The following is a 25,928-nucleotide window of genomic DNA, read 5'->3' as shown; positions in this document are numbered from 1 at the left end:
TATGGAGCATTTGGACAAGCACATGTTTACATATAAATAAAATGGAGGCGAGAAGCTTGGTCTTTAATAGAGTTTCAAAAGAATTAGTAGGCATAGCTCTTATCGCTATGTTTCTCTTTTTATTATTTTTTGTAGATTTTACAAGTCTAGCAAATTTGCACAAAAATATGCCACAGGAATGGTTGAATGTGAATACAGTATTTTTAAGTATCATTTTTGAAGCAATACCCTTTATTTTATTAGGGGTAATTGTTTCTTCATGTATTCAAGTGTTTGTGACGGAAGATATGATTCAAAAAGTAATGCCGAAATCTCCGATTGTTGCAATGATTCCGGCAGTATTTGTGGGAGTTCTTTTTCCAATGTGTGAATGTGTCATTATACCAATTGTAAGAAGGCTCATTCAAAAGGGGTTACCACTTCATGTAGGCATTGTTATTTTACTGAGTGCACCCATTATGAATCCAGTTGTTCTTTTATCTACTGTATATGCGTTTCCAAAAAATGATTACGTTGTATATGCACGCTTTGGGATAACAATTTTAGTTGCTCTATTCATAGGTCTAATTGTGTATTATTGCTATCGCGAAAGAAATGTTTTAAAAGATGTAGAGGTTTCAGTTCAAACAAGCAATAAAAAGAGTTGGAAAGATGTTATGAATCATATTGTAGATGAGTTTTTTGATACTGGTAAGTATTTATTGATTGGTGCTTTTTTAGCAAGTGTATTTCAAACGTTTTTTGATCGGAATGTACTGGATGCAGTAGCACATAACGAAGTAATTGCCCCCTTTATTATGATGGGATTTGGTTATGTTTTATCAATTTGCTCTGCAGCCGATGCTTTTATAGCGGCATCTTTTGGACATGTTTTCTCGGTAAAGGCACTTCTCGCATTTCTTGTGTTTGGGCCTATGCTTGATATGAAAAATACGTTAATGCTATTTGCATATTTTCAAAAGAGATTTGTATTCTTTTTGATAGGAATTGTCATTATATCTGTGTATACCATCCTGCAAATCATAATGTTATAGGAGGTGAGAAAGAATGGGGAAAGAGGAGCAGAAGGCATATCATTGCTATATTCGTGGCATTATTTTAATTGGTTTAGCAATGCTCTTATTTAAACTACTTGTAACAGGTAATATTTATAATTTTATCGCTCCAAAAATGATCAAATTTACGTATATAGCTTTTGTAGTAATTTTAATTTTTGGTACTGTACAAGTTTGGGGAGATGGAAGAGAGAAACAGCATGATTGTAATTGTTGTAAACATCATACAACATCAAAATCAGGGATAAAAAGTTTCTTTGTATATGTTTTATTTGTCGTTCCGATAGTTAGTGCTTTTCTCTTTGGAAGTGTAACAATTGATGGAAGTTTAGCAGAAAAAAGGGGTATGAATCAAAGTGTACAGTCGAGAAGTCTGGAAAGGAATGAAAAAGAGGGGGAACAGGCTAATTTTGATGGGCGAGAAGTATCCGTGGATCCAGAAGAAACATCAAATTTATCAACGACTTATAAAACGGAAGAGCAAGTAGTAAAAAGTATGTTAGGACAGCGTAAACTACAAGTAAAGGATAAGGATTATGTTCAAACAATGAATGTAATTGGTCAAAATGTCAATTGGTTTAAAGGGAAAGAAATTACATTCTTAGGGTTTATATATAAGGATAAAGATGTGACGGGTAATAAAGCAGTAGTGGCTCGATATGGTATAACTTGTTGTATTGCGGATGCATCAGTCTGGGGGATGGTTGTTACCGGGAAAAATATTGAAAAAATTCCAGAAGAAACATGGGTGAAAATAACAGGATTATTAGATGAAACGACATATAAAGGAACAGTCTTTCCACTTGTAAAAGTAAACAAAATCGAGAAAATTAATAAGCCAACTGACCCATATGTATATGATGCTTTACCTCAATAGAAAAGAATAAATTCTTCATATTTTCATGAAATAGAATCATAATCATGGCAATAAAAAAATAAAGATAAGAGTAATTTGGTTTGTTAAAAATATGTGCAGAAGGAGTTATGCGATGAACTGGGTTACTCATAAACCATCATTTGAATTTGAAACATTTAGTCCTATTATTCGGTCACAATCTGCGTGGAGTGGACATTTAGATTTTGCATATGACTTAGTACGATTTGAAAAACCGGAAACTTTAGTTGAGTTAGGTACACATCTAGGTGCTTCTTTCTTCAGTTTTTGTCAAGGAGTAAAAGATGGAGGGTTATCGACTAAATGCTTTGCAGTAGATACTTGGGCTGGAGATGGGCATACAGGTCCATATGGAGAAGGGGTTTTTCAAATAGTAGAAAAAGTAGTGAGCGATAACTACCTTAATATAGGAAATTTAATTCGATCTACTTTTGATGATGCTGTAGACCGGTTTCAAGATGAAACGATAAATCTGTTGCATATTGATGGCTATCATACGTATGAAGCTGTTTCTCACGATTATAATACATGGCTACCGAAAGTCGCGAAAAACGGTATTGTATTATTTCATGATATTGAAGTTAGAAGTGGTGATTTCGGCGTGTATAAGTTTTGGGATGAGGTAAAAGCGAAGTGCCCTCATTTTCAATTTGCGCATTCATATGGACTGGGAGTGTTATTTCCGAAGGGTTGTAGTGATAAGTTTGAGGAAATACTTAAAAATAAAGAAGAAATACAAAATATGTATAAATAAAGATAGGGCATACATCATTTTAAGGATGTGTGCCCTATTTTTTGCGTAGAAAATAATGGTGTGAATTAAAAAGTGAAGATAGTTGTAAAAAGTTTTGTTGCAGCAAATATTAAAAAAGTTAGTATGGGATTGTTCCTTGTAAATAAAGTGAAGCTTTAATATGTTCATATCGATTCGGAATTTTACAGTAGTTAATTTCTTACCCAAGTGCTTTGCACTTACTGAATTTTAAGGCGGAGGTCTTATTGGCCGAAAATATCGGGATAAATAAAAATACAACATTTTTTATATTTTTCATTGCGAAAAACGTAATCTACTTTTACAATAGAAAGGGTTGTGAATATATTATACTGGAAAAATAAATCGAAATAATATGAAAATTTTGTTTTGTCTTCGCTAATTGTATATTACATACATGTAAGACGACATACGTCATGTTATCGACTTGTAAGGAGAGAAAAAAATGAAAAGTGTAAGATTACCATCGATGCTAGAAATCATAGTTCTTTTATTACTATTTCTTGCTGTTGTCTTTTCCTTCCAAACGATTTTTGATCTCCCAATTCAATTAGCGCTATTTATTTCATGGTTTTTAGTAATTGCGCTTGGATTAAGATTAGGATTTCGTTATCAAGAATTGCAAGATGCAATTACGAAAGGGATTTCTAACGGATTAGAAGCAATACTGATTTTAGTTGCAGTAGGTGCTTTAATTGGAACGTGGATTGCTGGTGGGGTAGTACCAACATTAATCTATTATGGATTAGAATTTATTCACCCTAGCATATTCCTATTAGCAACATTAATTATTTGTTCTATAACTTCTATCGCAACAGGAACGTCTTGGGGAACAGTGGGAACAGCAGGTATTGCTATGATGGCGATTGGTGAAGGACTTGGTTTACCACTTCCGCTTGTTGCTGGTGCAGTTCTTTCAGGAGCTTATTTCGGCGACAAATTATCACCACTTTCTGATAGCACAGTTCTTGCAGCTTCTATGGCGAAAGTAGATGTTATTGCTCACGTTCGAGCTATGCTCGTATTAGATGTTCCGGCTTATATTATTACTAGTATTATGTTTACTGTAGCTGGTTGGATGTATGGCGGCGATAATGTAGATTTGAATCGAGTAGAATTTTTAAAAGAAGCTTTATTAAAGCAATTTGATATTAAAATATGGATGCTTGTTCCGGCGGTCATTGTTATCGTTCTATTAGCGATGAAGAAACCGTCTATGCCAACAATTGCAATGGGAGCTTTAATTGGTGCAATTTGGGCAACTCTTTTCCAAGGGATGAACTTTGGAGAGGCGATTGGAACAGCTTATAACGGATTCTCAATTCAATCTGGTGTTGAGTTTGTTGACAAGTTATTAAACCGTGGTGGAATTAACGGCATGCTTGGCTCAGTAGCCGTTATTATTTTCGGTTTAGGATTTGGTGGATTACTTGAAAAACTAGGTGTTTTAAAAGTAATCGTATCAAAATTTGAGAAGAAATTAAATTCTGCAGGTAATGTAACATTGTCTACATTAATCGTGGCATTCTTAGCTAATATATTTGGTTGTGCGATGTATGTATCACTAATTTTAACACCAAAAATTATGGAAGATAGCTATGATAAATTAAAAATAGACCGTCGTGTATTAGCGCGTAACTCAGAAGTAGGTGGAACGTTAACTTCAGGTATGGTTCCATGGTCTGATAATGGTATTTTTATGGCTGGTATTTTAGGTGTAGCAACGTTCTCATACGTTCCGTTTATGTGGTTAAGCTTCGTATCGTTAATTTTAGCAGTTATTTACGGATATACAGGCAAATTCATCTGGTATGTAGATGATGCAGATAAAGGAAAGCAAGCATCATAAAATAAAAATCACCTTCCACAATATGTAGAAGGTGATTTTTTTATTTTTTAATAGCATTTGCTGAAGTTATTTCATTCTCATATTTAGCAATTTTTTGTTGTATCTTTTTTAAGTTTTTTTCAGTGTCTTGCATGAGCTGTAAGACATTGGTCTCCTGTTGTTTCATTAATGCTAACCTTTGAAGGATGGTAGATTCTCCTTCCATAGACCAGTCGATAAATTGTTTTATTTTTTGAATTGGCATACTGGTGTTTTTTAAACACAAAATCATTTCTAAATATTTCAGTGCTTCTTCATCAAAAACTCGATCTCCTTTTTCGTTTCTTTGCAGAAAAGGAAACAGTCCTTGTTTATCGTAATAACGTATTTGAGAAATAGTTAAATGTTGCATTTTGGCGACTTGCCCAATTGTATAATACATATCATTCATCCTTTTATTACCAAGGTATAATGCCATCTTTGTTAAGTATTTTACCATTATAGTTTGTTTCACTTAATGCATATTTAATAATAATTTTAGCACTTTCAGTGGTTGTATGGCCACCAGGGGAATTTCCATTAAGATCCGTAGTTGTAAAACCAGGAGTTACCCCAAATACTTCTGGACCGTTAGTGGCAAATTCTTTACTAAAAGCTAATGTTAAAGCATTAATAGCTGTTTTGGAAGAATTATATCCTAGTGTATTAATTGGATGTGTTTCACCATTAGCAAACATTGTTAGTGAGGCCATGTCAGTTGTTACATTTATGATTTTACTGTTGCTTGAATTCTTTAATAATGGTAAAAAGGCTTGCATCATTTGGAAAGTTCCAAAAAAATTAACTTCAAATCCTTGGCGTAAAGTTTCAATATTTAATTCACTAGGTAGTGTATTGAAGTCTAGCGCTATGCCTGCGTTATTAATTAATAAATGTAAGTGGTCAGTCATTTCGTAAATTTTCTTTATTGCTTCTTGAATGGATTGTGAATTTGAAATATCTACTTGAATATAGGAAACGTTTGAAACATTTAAAGATTCTACGGCTTGTTGTCCAAGTTGTTCATTACGAGCACCTAAAAATACGTGATAATCTTTTTCTGCTAATTGACGAACAAGTTCATATCCAATTCCTTTATTTGCACCTGTTATAAAAGCATATTTTTTCATATTGAATTCCTCCAGTAGTGTTATAGTAGGTTACAATGGAAAGGATACAGCCTAAACTTAGGTTTAGGTCAAGAGGAATTTTTTAAAATAAATATAGAATATCTATATATAAGAGTGAGAATTCTTATCATTTAAGAGAAAGTCTGTTATTATAAGAGATGTAGGTATTATATTTTCAAGGGGATGAAAACATGGAGTACAGAATTGAAAGAGATACATTAGGAGAAATAAAAGTTCCAGCTGATAAATTATGGGCAGCACAAACACAACGTAGTAAAGAAAACTTTCCAATTGGAACAGAGCAAATGCCACTTGAAATTGTAAAAGCATTTGCAATTTTAAAGAAGAGTGCAGCGCTTAGCAATCAAAAATTAGGAAAGCTATCAGAAGAAAAAGCAGAAGCAATTGTAGAAGCTGCGGATGAAGTGATTGCAGGGAAATGGAATGAACATTTTCCGCTTGTCGTATGGCAAACAGGTAGTGGTACACAGTCAAACATGAATGTGAATGAAGTAATTGCAAATCGTGGGAATCAAATTTTGAAAGAGAAGGGATCTGACGTACATATTCATCCGAATGATGATGTGAACATGTCACAAAGTTCAAATGATACATTTCCAACGGCGCTTCATGTAGCTTGTGTAATCGCAGTAGAAAATCACGTATTACCAGCAATTACGAAATTAAAAGAAACTTTAGCAGAAAAAGTAACTGCATTTGAACATATTATAAAAATTGGTCGTACACATTTACAAGATGCAACGCCGTTAACTTTAGGGCAAGAAATTAGCGGATGGCACCGTATGCTTGAAAAAACAGAGCGTATGATTGCAGAGAGCAATACATATATGAAAGAGTTAGCAATTGGTGGAACTGCGGTTGGAACAGGTATCAATGCTCATCCTAAATTTGGTGAGATGGTATCAGAGGAAATTAGTCAATTTACAGGTAAACAATTTGTTTCTGCACCAAATAAGTTCCATGCATTAACGAGCCATGATGAAGTTGTATATACTCACGGTGCATTAAAAGCATTAGCTGCGGATTTAATGAAAATCGCTAACGATGTACGTTGGCTTGCAAGTGGTCCACGTAGTGGTCTTGGAGAAATTATTATTCCAGCAAATGAACCGGGAAGCTCTATTATGCCAGGGAAAGTAAATCCAACGCAAAGTGAAGCATTAACGATGGTTGTAGCGCAAGTGATGGGGAATGATGCAACAATCGGATTTGCTGCGAGCCAAGGTAACTTTGAGTTAAATGTATTTAAACCTGTTATTGCTTATAACTTCTTACAATCAGCTCACTTATTAGCGGATGCAATTGTTTCGTTTAATGACAATTGTGCAGTTGGTATTGAAGCAGATGAAGAAGTAATTAATGAAAATGTGAATCGTTCACTAATGCTTGTAACAGCGCTAAACCCACATATCGGATATGAAAATGCAGCGAAAATTGCGAAGCATGCTCATAAAGAAGGGTTAACTTTAAAAGAAGCAGCATTGCAATCTGGGCTACTAACAGAAGAGCAATTTGATGAAATTGTAGATCCAAAGAAAATGATTGCTCCAAAAGAGTAATAGAGAAAGCCAAGGTTCTTAGTATAGAATCTTGGCTTTTTTGATGTTCATTTTTATGTTTCATCTACTTGCAATACTACAAGCTTCAAAATATATTATTTGTTAGCAGGCGTATTCATTACTTTCATCTGTGGGCAGTTCTCTTTTAAGAGTGAAATGAATTTTTCTTCTTCTAGTGGTACGAAAGTGGTCACTGAGTCAAATAAATTGTAATGGATTTCTAATTGTTGTCTAGTCCATTTTTTTGAATGAAGTTTTTTACCAGAGTATTTAACGTGACGAATATCTTCAAATGGAATTTCAGTATGAAAAATGAAACCGTGTTTTACAACAAGAGATGATTCCGTTATGTTGTAGTGAGAGAAATAGAATGAAGAAAGATTCACGATATTTAATAGCATCATGAGAGTGAAAAAAATAGAATTTTCATTTTGGAAGAATAACGAAACGAAAAAAATAATTATAAATAATGTAATGAAAATGACGTGGAATGGATTTTTTTTCGCTTTAAATTTCAATTTAGTCACCTCGGTATACTTGTTCTTTAACTAAATTAAATCATAACATTGTGATAAAACGTGTGAATATGCAGAATTGCATATTCGCGCGTTTTATTATTCATGTAAAATTTCTTGATGGGATAAATTCAAAAGAAGTTTTGTAATAGTGGAGTGGCATAAAGTGACTTACAAGAATAGAAAGATAGCGTTAGTCATAATTAGTTGTATGATCATTATGAGTAGTTGTGCTAATAAATTTGTTGAAGATAGAAATCGAAAGCATACATTTGTACAAGCAAGTAAGGTTTTAGTAGAGACTGTAAATAGAATATATAAAAAGTAAAGGATGTTTTCTTATACGAAAACATCTTTTTTGTAGTTAAAATTGAATACTGAAGTTTTGGAATGAGTGAATACCAGTTCCATATTCACTAATCGCATATGTATTCTGTGCAATTTGTTTAACGGTAAACTAAGGGTCTTGAAGAATATTTATGTTCTATTTCACATCCTATAAAATGAATTTGTATAAACATATTCGCTTTTCGTTGTATTAAACCCTTTTGTTAGATGTTTTTATAAAAGTTTATAAAATGGGCAAACGAAACGTTGAAATGTTTGTTTGCGTTGTGATAAGATGATGAAGTGATAATAAACGATATATTGATTTGTTTGGTTTTAAATAAACATTTTGAAGGAGTGTTTAGTATGAGCGATATTTCAGAGAAGTTTTGGGATGCGTCAATAGAGGAATTAAAGAAAGGGTATGTGTTTGATGAAGAAAAAGAGGAGTACATTTGCTTAGCTTGTGGTGAAACATTTATTAAAGGTGTTATTTATCAAGATAACCAAATTTTGTATGAAGCAGAGAAGTTCGTCCAATTGCATATTCAAAATGAGCATACGTCTATGTTTGATTATTTGTTAAATATGGATAAGAAATTTACTGGTTTAACGGATTTACAAAAGAAAATGGTTCAGTTTTTCCATATGGGACTGAATGATAAAGAAATTGTAAAAGAGATGGATGGCGGAAGTACATCAACAATTCGTAATCATCGATTTACACTGCGAGAGAAAATGAAGCAAGCAAAAGTATTTTTAGCGCTAATGGAATTATCAGAAGAAAAATCAAAAGTACAAACGAAATTTGTGCCAATTCATAGAACAGCAACGATGGTGGATGATCGATACAATATTACGGAAGAAGAAAATGATGAAGTATTAAAAGCTCATTTTACAGAAGGATTAGATGGACCTCTCTCTAAATTTCCGAAGAAACAAAAGCGTAAATTAATTATATTGCGCCATTTAGTGAAGAAGTTTGATAGTAATAAAAAGTATACTGAAAAAGAAGTAAATACAGTGATAGAAAATGTATACCCTGATTTTGTAACTTTAAGAAGATATTTAATCGAATATGGATTTTTAGATCGAACAGCCGATGGAAGTCAATATTGGGTGAAGTTATAATCATACGAAAAGAAAATGAATAGAAGCACAGTATTATAACAACTATACAAAGAGATAGAGATTGAAAATAGATGTTTAATAAAAGGAGAAATGAAATTTGAAACCACCTGCAGATAACAATAAAGAAGGTGCGGAGTCACATAAGTTGGAAAGTGAGAGTAAACCGATTTGGAAATCGATGTCGATGTTTTTAGTACCGTTATTATTAAGTAATGTACTACAATCAGTTGGACAATTATTTGGTATGGTAGTAGTAGGAAGATGGCTTGGAGTTAATGATTTAGCGGCTATATCAGCATTCTTCCCATTATTTTTCTTGCTCGTTTCATTTGTAATTGGTATCGGTTCAGGAAGCTCTATTTTAATTGGTCAGGCGTTTGGTGCTAAAAACGAAGATCGTTTAAAAGCTATCGTTGGTACGACGTTGACGTTTACCTTTATTATTGGAGTTGTGTTGGCGATAATAGGCAGTATTTTTGCGATGGATATTATGCGTCTAATGGGAACGCCAGAAAATATTATTGAAATAAGTGTACATTATGCACGGATTTTATTTATATCGATGCCAGTATTATTTTTATATTTCGCATATACAACATTTATGAGAGGTACAGGAGATTCTAAAACGCCATTTTACTTTTTAATTGTAAGTACAGCGCTAAATATGATCTTATTACCGATTCTTATTTTTGGATGGTTAGGAGCTCCGAAATTAGATGTGTATGGAGCGGCCTATGCATCTGTTATATCTACAGTTATTACGTTTATTGTCATGCTTGTGTATTTAAAGAAGAAAAATCACCCATTACAACTAGATGGAACGGTTAGAAAATACCTTCGAATGGATGGGGAGTTATTAAAGCTATTACTAAGGCTCGGTATTCCAGCGAGTATTAATATGATATTAGTTTCATTATCTGAAATTGCCGTAATCGCATTTGTAAATCGTTACGGTTCGGATGCAACAGCTGCTTACGGCGTTGTGAATCAAGTTGCAAGTTATGTACAAATGCCAGCAGTTAGCCTTGGTATTACAGTTTCCATTTTTGCGGCACAATCGATTGGTGCGAATCAATTTGATCGATTACAGAAAGTTGTGAAGGCCGGAATTATTATGAACTACGTCATCGGTGGTGTGTTAATATCTCTTATTTACGTATTCTCAAGAGACATTTTATCACTATTTTTAACGAGTCAAACTACAATTGAAATTGCTCATAGCTTAGTTATGATTACATTATGGAGTTATTTAATTTTCGGTCATGCACAAATTATTAGTGCAACAATGCGAGCGAGCGGTACAGTACTTTGGCCAACTGTTATTGGAGTTGTTTCAATTTGGCTTGTAGAAGTACCCGTAGCATATTATCTTTCTTACCATACAAGTCTTGGAATAGAAGGCATTTGGATCGGGTATCCAGCAGCATTTATTGTCAGCTTAATATTACAGTATGCATATTATAAGCTTTCATGGCAAAAGAAACGAATTACACGATTAGTTAGTTAAATAGAAAAATGTCCCTAAGTTATTAGACTTAGGGACATTTTTTCGTAAGTTCAGGTTTATAAATAGCTTTTTAAAGTTATATCAAAATGTTGTCTAATGAGTGTTTTATCACTCATATAAAACTCCCACGCTTTTTCCGGTTCACCGATAATCTCAAAGGATTCCTCTGTAATATATAAAGCGCAATTATCCTCCAGTGCAATTCCTTCTATATTCCCTTGATGATTTTGTAAAAAGGAATGGAAGGCGTTCATTCTGTTTAATTGATTATAATGTGGACAAAATCTTTTATTAACAATACCCCATCCGTTACTCTCTATATAACCAGAACCTTCATAATCTGATCGGATACTAGACGTGAACCAACACATAGCACCAGCGCTATAACCAGCAATAAGTGTTCCTTGCTGCAGAGCCAATAATAATTTTTCATCGAGTCTATGTTCTTTCCATTGCGTAAGCATGTGAATATAGTTCCCGCCACCTAAATAAATTAAATCGGCTGAATGAATCATCTCGTCTATTTCATACTTTGAAGGTGAATCTGTTGTAGTACGTAAAATTTGTACTTCACAATGTAATTGTTTTTCAAAAGTGTCTAAAAATAATTTTATATAGCTTTCATCATCATGACTAGCCGTTGGAATAAACAATATTTTTGGGTACTGTTTATTTGTTAATTCTATAAGGCGTTCATTAATAGGCAAGTGATTTGAATCTTGTAAATCACCGCCACCAATGACAGCTAATTTCATAGTAAAGCACCACCTAATTATTTTTGTTATATAAAAATTCGATAGAAGAGAGTTACATTCCTTCCGTAATGTAATCAATAATTAGAAAATGTAGCTTAAGTATATCGGAATAGTAAAGAAACTGCTGACTATATATACCAATGCATTAGAAACCATACATTGATATATAATATTTCATACTAATGTTTCAAAATATGGAAAAAATATGTTTAAATAGATATAATGACGTATTGATTCATATTGAATTTATACTTATATTTTAAAAGGGTATCGGAAATAATAGCGATTTTTTAAAACAGTTTTTACTTTTAATAGGAAGTTGTATTACAATATGTTAAAATTATTTCAATATATTTATTTAATATGAAATACAAAGAAGGAGCGTGAAAAAAGTGGATTTTCGATTTGAATTTACAACGAAGCTGAAAGAATACTTAGACGATGAGAAGGATGAAAAAATAATAAAAGATGGACACAGAGATGTAATTTTTCACTATTTATATGCGTTAGAGACTGAAATTGGCGTTGTTAAAAATCCTAATTTTACTTTTTTTGCATCAGGAAGACGTTCACATATAGTGTTAGAAAACGTTGAATTTAAAACAGAAGTAAATGTAAAAAGTAATATAATTGAAATTACAAAAATAGTGGATAATGTAGCTATTCCGTTAGATACTATCGTAGCGAAAGATCGGGAATTATTTGCACTTGGACGTAATGAGAAGTTTAGTGTACAAATATTAGAGCAGTATCTTTTTGATACATTTGGAGAAAAATTAGGTTTAAAATGAATGGAATAGCCTATGTATTTATGGGTAGTTAATTTTCATATATATCATTTACGTTTGACCTTTCATTTAATTTATACTACAATTCGTAGTGTGAAAGGAGTTGTACAATGTTTACTCAAAACTATAAGTTAAATGAGCACGGGTTAAATCATTTCTTTGGACCGCTTGAAGCGAAAATTATGGAGATTGTTTGGTCTAGCGATGGTATTACTATTAAAGAAGTGCAGCAGAAATTAAGTGAAGAATCACCTGTGAATTTTAACACTGTTATGACAGTTATGAACAGGTTAGTAGAGAAATTACACTTAGAAAAACAGACTGTGAAAAGAAGTGGTATATATCGTGCTGTACAAACAAAAGAAGAATTCTTATCCAATCAAACGAAGAAAATGACACAGGAATTGATGGGGGAATTTGGAGATTTAGTTGTAAATCATATGTTAGATGAGTTAGAGCAGGCTGATCCGACTTTAATAAAAAAGTTAGAAGACAAATTGAGTCAGTTAAAAAGAGAGGATTAATGAAATGAAATGGCAAATGCGTAAAATCGTATTGTTAGCAGTAATTGTTAGTATCCTCTTTTTCAGTATGTTAGTGTATTACGTTACATATCCATTTCTGTTTCAAAATAAGATGTTCCTTCTTTCAAATTTTTGCTTGTTCCAGTTAGAAAAACATATGAAAGAATTATCGCTGATTCGTATTATAATCGCTGGATTATTACTACTTACTGTATTAATCGTGTGCAAAAGAATTTGGCGACAATTTTTCTATAGTAAAAAATTACAAAAAGTACTTATCCCTTTCGTCCGAAAAGGAAAACAAATATATATATTGCCGACTACGGAAGTTGCGGCATATACAATTGGGCTATTTCGTCCGAAAGTTGTCATGTCAGAAGGGATGCTTCAAACATTTTCAGATGAAGAAATAGATGCAATTATTTTCCATGAAGAATATCATCAAAAGAATTGGGATCCGCTAAAATTATTTTGTTTTACGCTATTAGCAGAAGGAATGATGTACATACCGATATTAAAAGGGTTGTTACAGCGATATCATACGTATCAGGAGCTAGCTGCTGATAAATATGCGATGCAAAAAATGGAATCTTCATTTGAGTTAGGTAGCGCGTTATTAAAATTAATTAAAATAAAGACAATGGAAAATCGATGTGTTACAGCTTCATTTGCAAAAACAGCAATAAATTTACGAATCGAGCAAGTGTTAAATGAAAAGGTTGTTAAGCTTACTATTCCGTTACATACGAATTCGGTATATGTAACAGTAGGTTTATTCTGTATGTCGGTTGTACTTATTGTCGGAGAGTGCATATAGCCTCTTTTTTTAAGAATAAACACTACTCATTGTAGTGTTTAAGGGGGAATAAAATGAATGCAGCAGATTTAACAATTTGGCTTGTGGCTGGGGCGGGAGTATTGTCATTTATATCACCGTGCTCTTTACCGCTATATCCATCTTATTTATCTTATATTACCGGTGTGTCTATCCAAGATTTAAAAGAAAATCGTGGAATTATGCAAAAATCAGCGATTATACATACAGTATTTTTTATGATCGGATTTTCGGTTATATTTTACGCGTTAGGTTTATCGGTAAGCTGGATTGGAATAACATTTTCATCTAACCAAAAATTGATTCAACAAATTGGTGGGATTTTTATTGTTTTAATGGGGCTATTTATGACGGGCTTGTTTCAGCCTAAGTGGCTTATGGCAGAGAAAAAGGTGCAGTATAGAAGTAAATCGACTGGATATATTCGCTCGATTTTAGTCGGTATGACATATGCAGCAGGTTGGACGCCATGTGTTGGACCGATATTTTCAGCTGTACTCATGCTTGGCGCGACGAATCCTGAAGGGGCGCTTCTTTATATTACAGCGTATACTCTTGGGTTTGCGGTTCCATTTTTCGTGATGGCATTCTTTATTGGGAAGGTAAAATGGATTGTTACATATGCCAATGTCATGATGAAAATTGGCGGTGGAATGATGATTGTAACAGGTATTTTATTGTATACAAATCAAATGACGAAAATTACAGCATTCTTTATTCGTCTATTCGGTGGATTTACAGGTTTTTAAAAATGAGGAGGAAGAAAAGTGAAGAAACTAATTGCTATTATACTAGTAGGTGCTCTCGCTTGGGCGGGGGTTAACTTTTATAATTCAAAGAAAGAAGAAAAGGAAAGAAAAGCAAAGCAAGCAGAGTTACAGGAGAAAGAAGTATTACCACAAGTCGGTTTTAAAGCACCTAGCATCACATTAAAAGGATTAGACGGAAAGTTACAGTCGTTAAATGATGCAAAGGGAAAACCGTATATTATTAATTTTTGGGCATCATGGTGTGGGCCGTGTGAAATGGAGGCACCTGACTTAGTTCATATGTATGATAAATATAAAAAGGATGTTGAAATTTTTGCGGTGAATGCAACTGTTAGTGACCCAGTACAAGAAGCAAGCGCATTTGCTAATCGTTATGGTTTTGAGTTTCCTGTTCTACTAGATATGGACGGAGTAGCTGGACTAGATTATAAAGTATTCTCTTTACCGACGACATTTTTTGTTAATAAAGATGGAATTATAGTAGATCATGTACGAGGTGTATTACCACCAGATCAATTAGAAAAGAAATTTAAGAAATTGATTGAGAATTAAAAGGAGATTTGGTGACGATGGAGTGGATTGTGAGGTTACAACCCATATCTCTTATAATTGGAAGTCTATTTGGTTTTATGTTGATGAAACGAAAGATGAAGTATCAAAATGTATCATATGAAAAAATGATGGATGCCGTAACAAATGCTTTTCTTATCATCGTATTTGTATGGAAGTTTGCACCAGCAATTTTAAATCCTGTATGGGCTTTTGGGGCACCAGTGCAAGCAATATTAGCTATTGGAAGTATACAACATATTGTAGTAGGATGCGTAATTGCGAGTGTATACATTGTTTGGAAAAGTAAAAAGGAACAATTTTTGCTTCGTATTTTACTTGATGTACTCCCTTTTGGATTGTGTGTGTGCATTATCTTTTATTTTCTATTCCATCATGAAGTAGGTGTACAAACGACACTACCATGGGGAATGAATATATATGAATCTAAATTTTTATATCATCCTATTTTCGTATATGAGATCATCCTTGCTCTTTGTATAATGGGCTTGTTATGGATGAAAAATGAAAGGCTCGGAAATGGAAAGAATATAAGTGTTTTTCTAATTATTGAGGGGTTTGCTCATATTATTATTTCGCTTGTTAGTGAACAAAATTCGGTTCTGTTTGGTCTATCAGCAGAGCAAATAATGAGCTTTTGTATTATTAGTTTAGGGATTTTGTTGGTGCCGAAAAAATAAAAGATAGCCATGTACAGAGAGTATCTGTATGGCTATCTTTTATAAGCATATTTCTTCATCATATGCTAAATCATTATATTGTAGAAATCTAAAAACCCCTTTATTAGGGGTTTTTAGGTTTCTATAGGTCTGCATGTGTTTCTTGTTTATCTGTATCCCATTTTGGAAGTTGTTTTGCTTGTTGACTTTCAGTAAAATTATTAAATCCAAAAGCAAGTATGCATGTAAAGGTTAAAATAGCTAAACTAATCTTTTTCATTATCTTAGTGCCTCCTTAGTTAATAATTTTTGTTTTGCTTCGTAAGTTTTGAAAAAATATTTTTGAGATTTCTCTATTTTATTCACTTTATGAAATTCTACTGCTAATAATTCGTAATATTCTTGTACATAATCGTATAATTCTTTACTGTTAAAATATGTAGTGCCTGCAATGATTGCGTTTTCTAAGTCGTCTAGAATACCAGTGTGTTGTGTTTTTAAGATAGTGAAATGGTGTTTATATTCTTGATTATTTAATTCATTACAAATTTCTAAGCCTTTTTGAACCCAATCGTTTGCAAGTTCTTTTTCATTTAAACTAAAATGTTCTTTGGCTTGTAGAAAATTGGCTTTTAGGTGTTTAGGTAATTTGTTTGTAACTATTGTAAGATGTCTAATAGCAAGGGTTGATAGATTTTGAGAAGAGTAGAGCCAACCTAAGTTATTTCGAACTTTTAAGATTAGTGTATCGTCTTTCAGCTTTTGTAAAATATTGATTGCTGAATTATAGTTCTCTTCGGCTTGTTCGAATTGTTTTAAATAAACAGAACATGAGCCTAAAATGTTTTCGCATAGAGCTATTTTAATTTCATAACGTGGATATTTTGAGAAAATCTCTTTAGCTTGATTTGCATAATTGATTGCTGTAAGTGGTTTGTTTGTATGGTGATTAAATATAGCAAATTTATATTTATATTCAGCTTCTTCTAGTTCGCCTGGTACATGTTTTAAAAGGGATTCAGCTTTTTCGTATTCTTTTTTTGCTTCATCATAATTTCCAATAATGGTAGCATGTTCAGCTTTAAAAAAGTGATAATAATAAGTAATAAAGTCTTCAGTTATTGGATTGTCTAAACGAACAATTTGACTAAAAGTATCATACTTAATGTTTGTCCAATCGGTTAGGACCTTATATTTAAAGTTTAGTAGGGAGTAGTAAAGCGATAGAGTTTGATCAGCTTCAATTTTATTAATCTGTTTCTCTATTTTTTCTTTTAATTGTTTCGCTTCAATTAATTGCTCCGCTACCATTACTTGATATAAAATGTTTAATTCGTTGACAATCTGTTCATGCCCTTTTAATAACACACTCATTATATATTCCCCCATTCGATAAAAGTATCCTAATTTAATTATTTCTATAATAGCAAAATAGAAGAAGTATAAGAGTGATTTTACCATATTTTTCAACAAAATTCTGAAAAATTAATTAATTTTTACATATTTCTTATTTTTATGTGAATATTATAAGTGCCTCTGGTAGTGGTGGGATGAATCTGACTCATGATACGTTAGCATCAATGGGAGGGATAGTTTTACTTGTAAATATGTTTTTAGGAGGATTGTTCGGATTGGGTCCAACTGTTAAGTTTTTAACAAAAATTTCACTTTCTTATTTAATAAAAACAGGATAATCCTCACTTTATAAGAATCATCCTGTTTTTATTGATATATTAAAAAATCGGCGGAGTAACAGAAAATAAGACTATCGCGTTTTTTTCAAAATGATTCACCCATTTATGCTTTAAATAAGCAGGTATTTTTACACTGTCGCCAGTTTCTAATACGTATTCTTCCTCATTTAAATATAATGTGATTTTCCCATCTAAGACAAATGCTAATTCTTCTCCTTTATGTTCTAGCACATTTTCTGATGAAGCTGTATTAGGCGGGACGGTCATAATTGCTGTTGCTAAATTTCCAGTGAAATCAGGTGAAAGCATTTCATATGATAAATTATCAATAATCATTTTCTTTCGTTTATGGGAACGTACAATTAAATCGTCTGTATTTGTATCTTCAAGTAAAAAGCTAAATGTTGGCACATCAAGAGCTTTAGCAAGCACTTTTAATGTTTGGATAGAAGGGTTAGCGGACCCGCGCTCAATTTGACTTAACATTGATGGTGTAATATCGGCCATCTTTGCTAGTTCTTTACTAGTTAAACCTTTTTCTTTTCTTTGTTTTTCAATTTTTTTACCAATATCTATATTTTCCATAATGAAAATCTCCTTAATGATTATTAAATTATATTTAAGTAAATTAAATTAAAATTAACTTAATAGGATTATTTGTGTTAAACTATATTAAAATTAATTTAATTATAATTTATTGTATGGTGAGCTACAAGGATATAAGGAGGAAACAAAATGAAAGAAATAGGGGCATTACAAGCAGAATATCCATTAGTGAATAAGCTTATTGCAACAGAAGAAGTATTTTGGATAAATCCAAACATAGAAAAGTATGAAACAGCAATAAAAGATTCACCACTTAATGAAGAGAATGTAAAAGATGCGGAAGAGAGATTAAAGCGTTTTGCACCATATATTGCGAAAGTTTTTCCTGAAACGAAAGGGGCGAACGGCATAATCGAATCACCTTTAGTGAAAATACCTTCTATGAAAGAAGCTTTAGAGAGAAAATATGAGCAACCTATTTTAGGAGAATTATTATTAAAATGTGATAGTCATCTTCCAATATCAGGATCAATTAAAGCTAGGGGCGGTATTTATGAAGTGTTGAAACATGCTGAGCAACTAGCATTGCAGCACGGAATGGTAACAGAAGAAGATAATTATTCCGTTTTAGATAGTGATACATGTAGAGAGTTTTTCTCGAAATATTCAATTGCAGTAGGTTCTACAGGGAATTTAGGACTTAGCATAGGGATTATGAGTGCGAATCTAGGTTTTAATGTAACTGTTCATATGTCAGCAGACGCAAAAGAATGGAAGAAAGATTTATTAAGAAGTAAAGGTGTAAACGTTATTGAATATGAAGATGATTATAGCAAAGCAGTAGAAGAAGGAAGAAGACAAGCGGATGCGGATCCTAGCTGTTATTTTGTAGACGATGAAAACTCGCATGATTTATTTTTAGGATACGCAGTAGCAGCATCACGATTACAAAAGCAATTAGAAGAGTTAGAGGTTGTAGTAGATGAAAATCATCCTTTATTTGTTTATCTTCCGTGCGGAGTAGGAGGAGGACCTGGCGGAGTAGCATTCGGTTTAAAGTTATTGTATAAAGATAATGTTCATTGTTACTTTGCAGAGCCAACACATTCTCCTTGTATGTTACTCGGCTTAATGACAGGCCTTCATGACAAAATTTCCGTTCAAGATATCGGAATTGATAATGTAACAGATGCGGATGGACTTGCGGTAGGAAGGCCATCTGGATTTGTCGGTAAAACGATGGAACCATTTTTGAGTGGGAATTACACAGTAAGCGATGAAGAGTTATATAGATTGTTAAAAGAGCTAGCTGATACGGAGAATATTTATTTAGAGCCTTCTGCACTAGCAGGTATGATAGGGCCAGTGAAAGTATGTAAAGAAGATGAGTATTTACAAAAGCTACAGTTAACAGAGAAGGTGAAAAAAGGTACTCATATTGTGTGGGGAACGGGTGGAAGTATGGTTCCAAACGATATAATGGATGAATATTATAGGAAAGGTTTGGAATTAACGATATAAGAAAAATGAGGCTAGTTGTAGCCTCATTTTTTCATGTACATAAAAATCTTTGTTATTTTCACAATAGTTCTTTATAGTATATATAAAGGATAACTAATATTGAATAAATACAACAAAAAGCTTTATTTTACATAATAAGAGGATGTGTATACGATGTCATTACAGACTAAATATATAGCGGGTATTTCGCTTGGGGTTATGGGTGTCGGCTTTGCGGCTTCTATCCCTTTTCAAGGAACGATAGCTGGAGAGATTATACAAGGGGGATTTGAAGCTGGGTTAGTTGGCGGGCTTGCAGATTGGTTCGCAGTTACAGCATTATTCCGTCACCCGATGGGAATACCAATTCCGCATACAGCTTTGTTACCTAAAAATCGTAAACGAGTAACGAAAGGGCTCATCAATACGTTAGAAAATGAATGGCTGACGAAAGAAAGTATTACGAATAAAGTAAAAGAGATGCAGTTAGCACAAATGGTACTGCAAATTGCTGAGAGAGAAATGCAGTCTGATGCTGTGAAAAAGGGGATTGTAACGATTGCAGAGAAAGCAATTGTTACAATAGATACAGAAAAGTTAGCTGTTATTATTGAAAAAGAATTAAAAACATATTTGCATACAATTAATACAAGTAACATTTTACAAGTGCTTGTTGATCAATTAGTTGTGCAAGAATATGATGAAAAGACACTTGATTACATTTTAGTAAAAGTGAAAGATTGGACAGCGCAAGATGAAGCACGCTACCAGCTTGGAAGTTTAGGTATGAAGGCGATGGAAAATATAAAAGTAGATGGATTCTTGCAGTTTACTTTGAAATCATTTATGAATATTGTAGATGAAGATAAAATTGGCGGCATTTTGCAGAAGTTTATCATTAGTAATATTAACAGCTTACAAGAGGCTGATAATAGCACAAGACAACTTATATTAGCGAAGATTCGTCAAGAAATTATCAATGTAAAAGAAAATGAAGCCTTATTACAGGAATTAGAAAATTGGAAAGAAAAGTGGATTGCGAATTGGAATGCTACTGACAAAATAAAAGAGATGCTAGAGCAAGTACAACAAAGAGCAGTTGCTTTTGTAAATAATGAAGAATTTGCTGATAAATATGTTATTCCATTTTTACAAAAACAAATGAACAAAATAAAAGAAGATGAACAAACTGTTCAAAAAATAGAGGAGTGGTTACAAAAGCAAGTTGTTACACTTGTGGAAAAAAACCATTCCAAAATCGGTAAGCTTGTACAAGAAAATCTTGATAAGTTAGATGATAAAACGTTAATCGAAATGATTGAAAATAATGTCGGTAAAGATTTGCAGTGGATCCGAGTGAACGGGGCGGTTTGCGGATTTATGATTGGATTAGTGTTAGAAGGAATTAAAGCGATTATATGAGAAAAACCTTCCGCAATTGCGGAAGGTTTTTTATTTCTCGAGAACACTCATATTCAAATTATAAGCTTTCTCAATATTTAACTTGTACGTGCCATTTCCAGTTTTAATCGAATTTTTATACCAATGTTCTTGGTTGTTTAATTCTGGATGTTCTTCTGAAGAAGTATTTTCTTTTTTCGTTAAATCTTCTACTTGTTCCCAAGGTGTGCTTCCATGTGTTTCTTTTTGATTTGTTACTGCTGTTAAAGATACATCACTCTCTTTTGCAAGATGGACAGATACTCTTGAGCTTTCCTGTACAAACCAATTATTTTGTAATTGACCTGGATAAAGAGATAGTTCGTTATTTGAAGCACGGATTTCCACATTTTTATTTTGCGGAAGAACAAGCGTTGGTTTCACCTGTGGTGCTGAATTAAATAACGTATGCTGAACAGGTAATGATTTTAAAGTGATATACATCGTTTCTCCAGCCGTTTGAACTGAAAGGAAATCATCTTGTTTTAAATTGAGTTTTTCATTTGCTTTCGTCGTCATTTCATAAGTTCCCAAAAGGTGAATTTGATTTGTATTATTTCCCTCTATCGTTAGAGGCTGATGGCCTGCATCTACTACGATTTTTTTAATAGATTCAGGTATATCAAATTGTCCGTCTGGAATATTACTCGTTTGCCTCGTTGTGTTAATAGAGTGACGAACTTCTTCTAGTAATCCAGTTGATAATAAACAGTAAAAAGCAATTCCGACGCTTCCTAAAACACCGATAAAGAAAATACTAAAAATATCATATTTAATAAATGATTGTTCCTTCTTAGAAAATAGAAGGTATAGTAAAACTTCAGCTCCAAGTATGATAAGTAAAACTGGCCACCATGCAGTTAGTGTATCTAATACTTGAATTCCTTTTACGACTGAAAATAGTAAAAAGCACCCTAACGATATAATAGAAAGCCCCATTGAGAATGTTCCAACACGCCAAGTCCTCATTCGCTTGTCCCACCTTTGTTTTCTTTATTTCCAAGTAACAATTTAAAGCCGCCGCCAATTAAAAGGAGCGCAACGATAGATGTTTGGAAATAGCGATAATATAGTTCACTAAGATGAATATTAAATATAGTTGCAAAATAATCATTCAAAATAGGAAGGACTGTTTGATTTAATAAATAATAACCACCGAGTGTAATTAATCCGATACCGATCCATCTTTGATGATTTATAAAATAATCGATAATGGGTTCGTCTTGAACTCGTTCTTTTCCGTATTTTGCTGTTTGCTGTAACGCATCAAAAAAGCTATAGAACCAAATGATTGGTACTAAAAATAAAAACGCAGAAAGTCTTAATAAGTCGAGTAAATAAATAGATAGTAAGAAGGCTGCCATAAGCTGAAGACCACGGCGTTGTAAGCCTAAATACATATGACCTGCTCCAGGGAACATCGCTAAAATAGAAGCAAATGTTTTACTTTTCTTTCCCTGCTCTTGATGTTCTTCAAAATCTTCGAAAATAGTACGGTCAATTAATTGCTCGTCGCGTTCTTTTTTCTGTAGTTGCTGAACAACGTCAAAGAAATTATAAATCCATAAAACAGGTAACGTAATAAGGAAGATAAGGAAACTTCCTTGAGATGTTAATAAAGTCACAAATATAATCATGCTGCCTAAGCCAGCGCAAGCGACTAAAAACGTAAGACCGCGTTGCATAAGTCCTAATTGGAAATGGCCAAGTCCAGGGATGATAGATAGGAGAATGATATAAAATCGTTCGCTCTCTTTAGAGGAATTTATCAATTCTCCAGCTTCTTGTTTTTTCGTTTGTTTTATAATGGTGATAACTAAATCTAGTAAGTTAATTGCCCATAGAACGGCTAGTAAAAATAGAGAAAGAAAAGCAATATCACGTTCTCTTACTACTATGGTACAAAATACTGCAAAGGAGAATAGAAATAAAGACCCTCCGCTATATAAAATAAACCGTCCTAGCTTTTTTAAGTATAAATGTCCAAGCCCAGGAATTAGCCCTAATACAAGTGCTAAAAAGGGGTTTTTATTCATGCTTTAAACCTCCGTCCTTTTTTGATGTATCTATCGATTTGTTTACAATTTGTTGTGAGATAGAAGACTCGTTATGTTTTGAAGATTTCTCGAAATTTGATGTCGCTGTAAAAATATATTGGAATAAACCACTTACCATAAAAATAATTGTAGCTGCAGTCGCAATTATGTAGTGAATAATTGTGCGTTTTAGTGAGTTTGTTTTTATATTTTCATTAGGTTGTAGCGTTTCAAAATTAATTTGCGTCATAACTTCGTTCGTAAATGAATCATCATTTATCATTGGAAGGTTTTCATGTTGTTCATTAATACTTTCCATATAAAGTGTTAAACAATGATCACATTCGTAAAGATGTTCTTCCATAGATTCACGTTTATTGTTTTCTATAAAATCTAATGTATAATTGCGCCAATCTTCTTTTGAATAATGCATCATAGAAACTCTTCCTCCTTCCAATGTTTTTTAATCCATTTTCGTGCCCGATACAGTTTCATTTCGACTGTTTTTACTTCGATGTTTTCCTGTAAAGCAATTTCTTGATAACTTTTTTCTTCTAAGTAATGTGCGAGAACGACGTCACGGTAATTTTCGGGAAGTTCTCTCAGTTTTTGAGCAATGAGTAATTTCTGCTCTTTCGTCAATAATAAAGCCTCAATATTATGAGAGGACTTTATATTTTCCTCAGCTTCTTTACATAAGGAGAGTTCTTCACTTTCTCTAGCTTTCTTCCTCTTATAATCAATAGCGTGATTGGTGGCAATACGCGCCATCCACGTTTTTAATCCGCGAAATTGATAATTTGGGAGAGAGGTGTGAATTTTTACGAATACTTCTTGTGTAACATCTTTCGCATCTTCTTCATGTCTTAAAATAGAAAAGATAACTTGAAAAATATAATGACGATATGTTTGTACAAGGATACGAAAAGCATGCTCGCTTCCTTGCTGTGCTTTTTCAATTAATTGTTTTTCCTCAATGGGTCTCTCCCTCCTTTTTGACGCATTCTATTATATAGACGTAAAGAATGATAAGTCACCCTACACATATTGTAAAAAAAGAATAATATATTTTTTGCAGGAGAGCTAGATGAAAAAAGGTGTGAAAAAATGGTAAAGAGAAGTATATAATGAGCAAGTAGGAAATGTTACACGGAGAAAGGATGTGAATGTTAGTAGGGGAAGGGCCATACTAACAAACATGAAAATTAAAATATTAATAGCGGATGATAACTCTTTTATTAGAGAGGGCATGAAAATTATTTTAAATACATACGAAGAGTTCGAAGTAGTAGATACTGTAAATGATGGGGAAGAAGCTGTAGCATATTGTAAAAAGCATGAAGTTGATATTGCTCTTTTAGATGTTCGCATGCCAAATATGAACGGGGTAGAGGCGACGAAGTTCATTTGTGAAGAGACGAAAACAAAACCGCTTATTTTAACGACGTTTGATGATGATGAATATATTTTGGATGCAGTAAAAAACGGAGCGAAAGGTTATTTGTTAAAAAATAACGATCCGGAGCGTATTCGTGATGCGATAAAAGGAGTATATAACGGTCAAACTGTTATGCAAGATGTTGTCCTCGATAAAATTAAGTCTAATTTAATGGAAAGTAAAGAGGAAGAATGTAAAATTGATAAGAGCCTTTTCACAGAAAGGGAGCTTAGTATTATCGCATTAATTGCAAAAGGTTTCTCGAATAAAGAAATTTCGAAACAGCTTTTTATATCTGAAGGAACAATTGCAAATTATATTACGTCAGTTTTAGGGAAAACTGGACTTGAACATCGCACACAAATTGCGATTTATTACTTAACAGGGAAAGTAGATTAGTGATATGGAATTTTGGCTAACTGTAAGTAAATTAATTGTCTTTTTATATATTGTGTTTAGTTATATTTACGCAAATGTAGTAAATTTACCTTGGGTTATATTTACTTTACTTATTTACCTCTCTGTAAACGTAATGATTTCTATATTTAAAAAAGATACGTATAAAAAATTATTAATCTGTATGTCAATTGGCATAATTATGTTATTTACATGGAGGGTTCATCCATTTTTTATTTTGTTTTTACCTTTGAACTTATACGAAATTACATTCCATTACATAGAAAAGAATTGGCCACGCTTTGTTGTTATGATGCTCCCAATTACGATTGCAGATGAAAGTATTCGAATGACTTATGGATTAATTGTTGCATTTTCTTTTCTCGTTTTAACTATAGCAGATCGATATATATCGCGTGTAGTAAAGCTTGAATCGCAAAATGATAAGATGCGAAAAGATATGCAACGACTTACGAAAAGCTTACATGAAAATAAAGAGTACATAAGACAATCTGAATACACATTTAAGCTAGAAGAGAGAAATCGGTTATCGCAAGAAATTCATGATAAAATTGGTCACTCGATGACGGGTGCACTTATTCAAATGGAAGCAGCAAAAAGGTTAATGGAAATAGATAAAGAAAAATCTGCGGAGTTATTACAAAATGCAATTCACATTTCAAAAGATGGAATTGAAAGTATTCGCATTACATTAAAAAATATGAAGCCTCCAACTGAGCAAATTGGCATTCATCGTATGAAATTATTCATAGAGGAATTTGCCGGTAAGAATGATGTGAATATTCCTTTTGTATACAAAGGGAACTTAGATATGATTTCTCCCATTCAGTGGAAAATTATCGGTGAGAATGTTACAGAAGCACTAACAAATGCAATGAAATATGCTGATGCGACAGTTATTTCTATAGATATTCATGTACTTAACAAGATGGTTAAGGTGCAAGTGAAGGATAACGGAAAAGGGGTAGCTCTTGTTAAAAAAGGTCTCGGTATTATGGGGATGGAGGAGCGAACAGCGTCTGTAAACGGAAAAATTATTGTAGATGGGACAAGTGGTTTTTCAGTAACGATGTTGTTGCCAATATAAAGAGAATGGTACGAGGATGAACCATCTCATATGAAAAAAGTGAATATTCTCATGTGAAAAGAATGAACTTCTGCACTGAGCAGGTTCATT

29 protein-coding genes are annotated in these 25,928 nt (G+C 33.0%); 18 read left to right on the top strand and 11 right to left on the bottom strand.

Annotation, left to right across the window (positions count from 1 at the left end; all coding sequences use genetic code 11):
• Positions 1-41: 41 nt before the first annotated feature.
• From ACTFR3_RS08045 to nhaC, 4 genes are all read left to right on the top strand, one after another.
• Positions 42-1,034, top strand: a complete 993-nt coding sequence (locus ACTFR3_RS08045) for a permease (protein WP_171053853.1) — start codon at positions 42-44, stop codon at positions 1,032-1,034.
• 13 nt (positions 1,035-1,047) lie between these two features.
• A complete protein-coding gene (locus ACTFR3_RS08040; protein ID WP_440044338.1) occupies positions 1,048-1,932 on the top strand; it encodes a TIGR03943 family putative permease subunit in 885 nt (294 codons plus the stop codon).
• Between the two features lie 112 nt (positions 1,933-2,044).
• Entirely contained in the window at positions 2,045-2,704 is a 660-nt protein-coding gene (locus ACTFR3_RS08035) for a class I SAM-dependent methyltransferase (protein WP_001104669.1), read from the top strand.
• Between the two features lie 463 nt (positions 2,705-3,167).
• Entirely contained in the window at positions 3,168-4,571 is a 1,404-nt protein-coding gene (gene nhaC / locus ACTFR3_RS08030) for a Na+/H+ antiporter NhaC (RefSeq protein WP_000843992.1), read from the top strand.
• A gap of 40 nt (positions 4,572-4,611) precedes the next feature.
• Here the strand turns inward: nhaC and ACTFR3_RS08025 are convergent, their stop codons facing one another.
• The gene (locus ACTFR3_RS08025) at positions 4,612-4,992 is read right to left on the bottom strand and encodes a MerR family transcriptional regulator (protein ID WP_000291863.1); all 381 of its coding nucleotides are present in this window, start codon (positions 4,990-4,992) and stop codon (positions 4,612-4,614) included.
• Between the two features lie 16 nt (positions 4,993-5,008).
• Complete coding sequence (locus tag ACTFR3_RS08020; protein WP_000759544.1) at positions 5,009-5,719, bottom strand: SDR family NAD(P)-dependent oxidoreductase; 711 nt, start codon at positions 5,717-5,719, stop codon at positions 5,009-5,011.
• Positions 5,720-5,910: 191 nt separating this feature from the next.
• Here ACTFR3_RS08020 and fumC point away from each other — a divergent pair, with 191 nt between their 5' ends.
• On the top strand, positions 5,911-7,299 hold the full coding sequence (gene fumC / locus ACTFR3_RS08015; RefSeq protein WP_000456608.1) for a class II fumarate hydratase: 1,389 nt from the start codon (positions 5,911-5,913) through the stop codon (positions 7,297-7,299).
• Positions 7,300-7,394: 95 nt separating this feature from the next.
• On the opposite strand, the gene ACTFR3_RS08010 is transcribed toward fumC, so the two are convergent.
• On the bottom strand, positions 7,395-7,817 hold the full coding sequence (locus ACTFR3_RS08010; protein WP_000669069.1) for a PH domain-containing protein: 423 nt from the start codon (positions 7,815-7,817) through the stop codon (positions 7,395-7,397).
• 690 nt (positions 7,818-8,507) lie between these two features.
• Between ACTFR3_RS08010 and ACTFR3_RS08005 the strand changes: the two genes are divergently transcribed.
• Together ACTFR3_RS08005 and ACTFR3_RS08000 are read left to right on the top strand one after the other, a co-directional pair.
• A complete protein-coding gene (locus ACTFR3_RS08005) occupies positions 8,508-9,272 on the top strand; it encodes a DUF2087 domain-containing protein (protein ID WP_001280271.1) in 765 nt (254 codons plus the stop codon).
• Between the two features lie 97 nt (positions 9,273-9,369).
• Entirely contained in the window at positions 9,370-10,779 is a 1,410-nt protein-coding gene (locus tag ACTFR3_RS08000; protein ID WP_000804124.1) for an MATE family efflux transporter, read from the top strand.
• A gap of 56 nt (positions 10,780-10,835) precedes the next feature.
• Here ACTFR3_RS08000 and ACTFR3_RS07995 read toward each other — a convergent pair whose 3' ends face one another.
• The gene (locus ACTFR3_RS07995; protein ID WP_000762116.1) at positions 10,836-11,534 is read right to left on the bottom strand and encodes a peptidase E; all 699 of its coding nucleotides are present in this window, start codon (positions 11,532-11,534) and stop codon (positions 10,836-10,838) included.
• A gap of 392 nt (positions 11,535-11,926) precedes the next feature.
• Between ACTFR3_RS07995 and ACTFR3_RS07990 the strand changes: the two genes are divergently transcribed.
• From ACTFR3_RS07990 to ACTFR3_RS07965, 6 genes are all read left to right on the top strand, one after another.
• On the top strand, positions 11,927-12,325 hold the full coding sequence (locus ACTFR3_RS07990; protein WP_000347525.1) for a DUF3942 family protein: 399 nt from the start codon (positions 11,927-11,929) through the stop codon (positions 12,323-12,325).
• Positions 12,326-12,432: 107 nt separating this feature from the next.
• The gene (locus ACTFR3_RS07985) at positions 12,433-12,846 is read left to right on the top strand and encodes a BlaI/MecI/CopY family transcriptional regulator (protein WP_000495053.1); all 414 of its coding nucleotides are present in this window, start codon (positions 12,433-12,435) and stop codon (positions 12,844-12,846) included.
• Positions 12,847-12,850: 4 nt separating this feature from the next.
• The gene (locus tag ACTFR3_RS07980) at positions 12,851-13,663 is read left to right on the top strand and encodes a M56 family metallopeptidase (RefSeq protein ID WP_000871937.1); all 813 of its coding nucleotides are present in this window, start codon (positions 12,851-12,853) and stop codon (positions 13,661-13,663) included.
• Positions 13,664-13,716: 53 nt separating this feature from the next.
• A complete protein-coding gene (gene ccdA / locus ACTFR3_RS07975; protein ID WP_000990443.1) occupies positions 13,717-14,430 on the top strand; it encodes a cytochrome c-type biogenesis protein CcdA in 714 nt (237 codons plus the stop codon).
• An 18-nt stretch (positions 14,431-14,448) separates the two neighbouring features.
• On the top strand, positions 14,449-15,003 hold the full coding sequence (locus tag ACTFR3_RS07970) for a TlpA family protein disulfide reductase (RefSeq protein ID WP_000733176.1): 555 nt from the start codon (positions 14,449-14,451) through the stop codon (positions 15,001-15,003).
• 17 nt (positions 15,004-15,020) lie between these two features.
• Positions 15,021-15,701, top strand: coding sequence for a prolipoprotein diacylglyceryl transferase family protein (locus ACTFR3_RS07965; protein WP_000454844.1), 681 nt, complete (start codon positions 15,021-15,023; stop codon positions 15,699-15,701).
• Positions 15,702-15,822: 121 nt separating this feature from the next.
• On the opposite strand, the gene ACTFR3_RS07960 is transcribed toward ACTFR3_RS07965, so the two are convergent.
• Positions 15,823-15,960 carry a hypothetical protein gene (locus ACTFR3_RS07960; protein WP_000724012.1) on the bottom strand — a complete coding sequence of 46 codons (138 nt, stop codon included), beginning with the start codon at positions 15,958-15,960 and terminating at the stop codon, positions 15,823-15,825.
• Positions 15,960-17,054, bottom strand: a complete 1,095-nt coding sequence (locus ACTFR3_RS07955) for a tetratricopeptide repeat protein (RefSeq protein WP_000114849.1) — start codon at positions 17,052-17,054, stop codon at positions 15,960-15,962. Before ACTFR3_RS07955 ends, ACTFR3_RS07960 begins: the two co-directional genes overlap by 1 nt.
• 143 nt (positions 17,055-17,197) lie before the next feature.
• On the opposite strand from ACTFR3_RS07955, the gene ACTFR3_RS07950 reads away from it, so the two are divergent.
• Positions 17,198-17,374 carry an ATPase gene (locus ACTFR3_RS07950; protein WP_440044337.1) on the top strand — a complete coding sequence of 59 codons (177 nt, stop codon included), beginning with the start codon at positions 17,198-17,200 and terminating at the stop codon, positions 17,372-17,374.
• Positions 17,375-17,413: 39 nt separating this feature from the next.
• Here the strand turns inward: ACTFR3_RS07950 and ACTFR3_RS07945 are convergent, their stop codons facing one another.
• Positions 17,414-17,959 (bottom strand): helix-turn-helix domain-containing protein, encoded by a 546-nt coding sequence (locus ACTFR3_RS07945; RefSeq protein WP_000427637.1) that lies wholly within the window; start codon positions 17,957-17,959, stop codon positions 17,414-17,416.
• A gap of 150 nt (positions 17,960-18,109) precedes the next feature.
• Between ACTFR3_RS07945 and ACTFR3_RS07940 the strand changes: the two genes are divergently transcribed.
• Positions 18,110-19,441 carry a D-serine ammonia-lyase gene (locus tag ACTFR3_RS07940; RefSeq protein WP_000658538.1) on the top strand — a complete coding sequence of 444 codons (1,332 nt, stop codon included), beginning with the start codon at positions 18,110-18,112 and terminating at the stop codon, positions 19,439-19,441.
• A gap of 153 nt (positions 19,442-19,594) precedes the next feature.
• Positions 19,595-20,842 (top strand): DUF445 domain-containing protein, encoded by a 1,248-nt coding sequence (locus ACTFR3_RS07935; RefSeq protein ID WP_151640083.1) that lies wholly within the window; start codon positions 19,595-19,597, stop codon positions 20,840-20,842.
• A 30-nt stretch (positions 20,843-20,872) separates the two neighbouring features.
• On the opposite strand, the gene exsE is transcribed toward ACTFR3_RS07935, so the two are convergent.
• The 4 genes from exsE to ACTFR3_RS07915 are packed head-to-tail and all read right to left on the bottom strand — an operon-like array spanning position 20,873 to position 23,817.
• Entirely contained in the window at positions 20,873-21,829 is a 957-nt protein-coding gene (gene exsE, locus ACTFR3_RS07930; protein ID WP_440044336.1) for an exosporium protein ExsE, read from the bottom strand.
• Entirely contained in the window at positions 21,826-22,896 is a 1,071-nt protein-coding gene (locus ACTFR3_RS07925; RefSeq protein ID WP_001039112.1) for a hypothetical protein, read from the bottom strand. Before ACTFR3_RS07925 ends, exsE begins: the two co-directional genes overlap by 4 nt.
• Positions 22,889-23,332 carry a hypothetical protein gene (locus ACTFR3_RS07920; protein ID WP_440044335.1) on the bottom strand — a complete coding sequence of 148 codons (444 nt, stop codon included), beginning with the start codon at positions 23,330-23,332 and terminating at the stop codon, positions 22,889-22,891. Before ACTFR3_RS07920 ends, ACTFR3_RS07925 begins: the two co-directional genes overlap by 8 nt.
• Complete coding sequence (locus ACTFR3_RS07915) at positions 23,329-23,817, bottom strand: RNA polymerase sigma factor (RefSeq protein WP_071740389.1); 489 nt, start codon at positions 23,815-23,817, stop codon at positions 23,329-23,331. Before ACTFR3_RS07915 ends, ACTFR3_RS07920 begins: the two co-directional genes overlap by 4 nt.
• A 277-nt stretch (positions 23,818-24,094) precedes the next feature.
• Here ACTFR3_RS07915 and ACTFR3_RS07910 point away from each other — a divergent pair, with 277 nt between their 5' ends.
• On the top strand, positions 24,095-24,733 hold the full coding sequence (locus ACTFR3_RS07910) for a response regulator transcription factor (RefSeq protein ID WP_000694093.1): 639 nt from the start codon (positions 24,095-24,097) through the stop codon (positions 24,731-24,733).
• Between the two features lie 4 nt (positions 24,734-24,737).
• Complete coding sequence (locus ACTFR3_RS07905; protein ID WP_000397690.1) at positions 24,738-25,838, top strand: sensor histidine kinase; 1,101 nt, start codon at positions 24,738-24,740, stop codon at positions 25,836-25,838.
• Positions 25,839-25,928: the final 90 nt, after the last annotated feature.

Origin of the sequence: Bacillus cereus group sp. MYBK14-1 (assembly GCF_051916885.1) — a bacterium.
Taxonomy (GTDB): domain Bacteria; phylum Bacillota; class Bacilli; order Bacillales; family Bacillaceae_G; genus Bacillus_A; species Bacillus_A cereus.
This window is presented reverse-complemented; position numbering and strand designations above follow the sequence as displayed.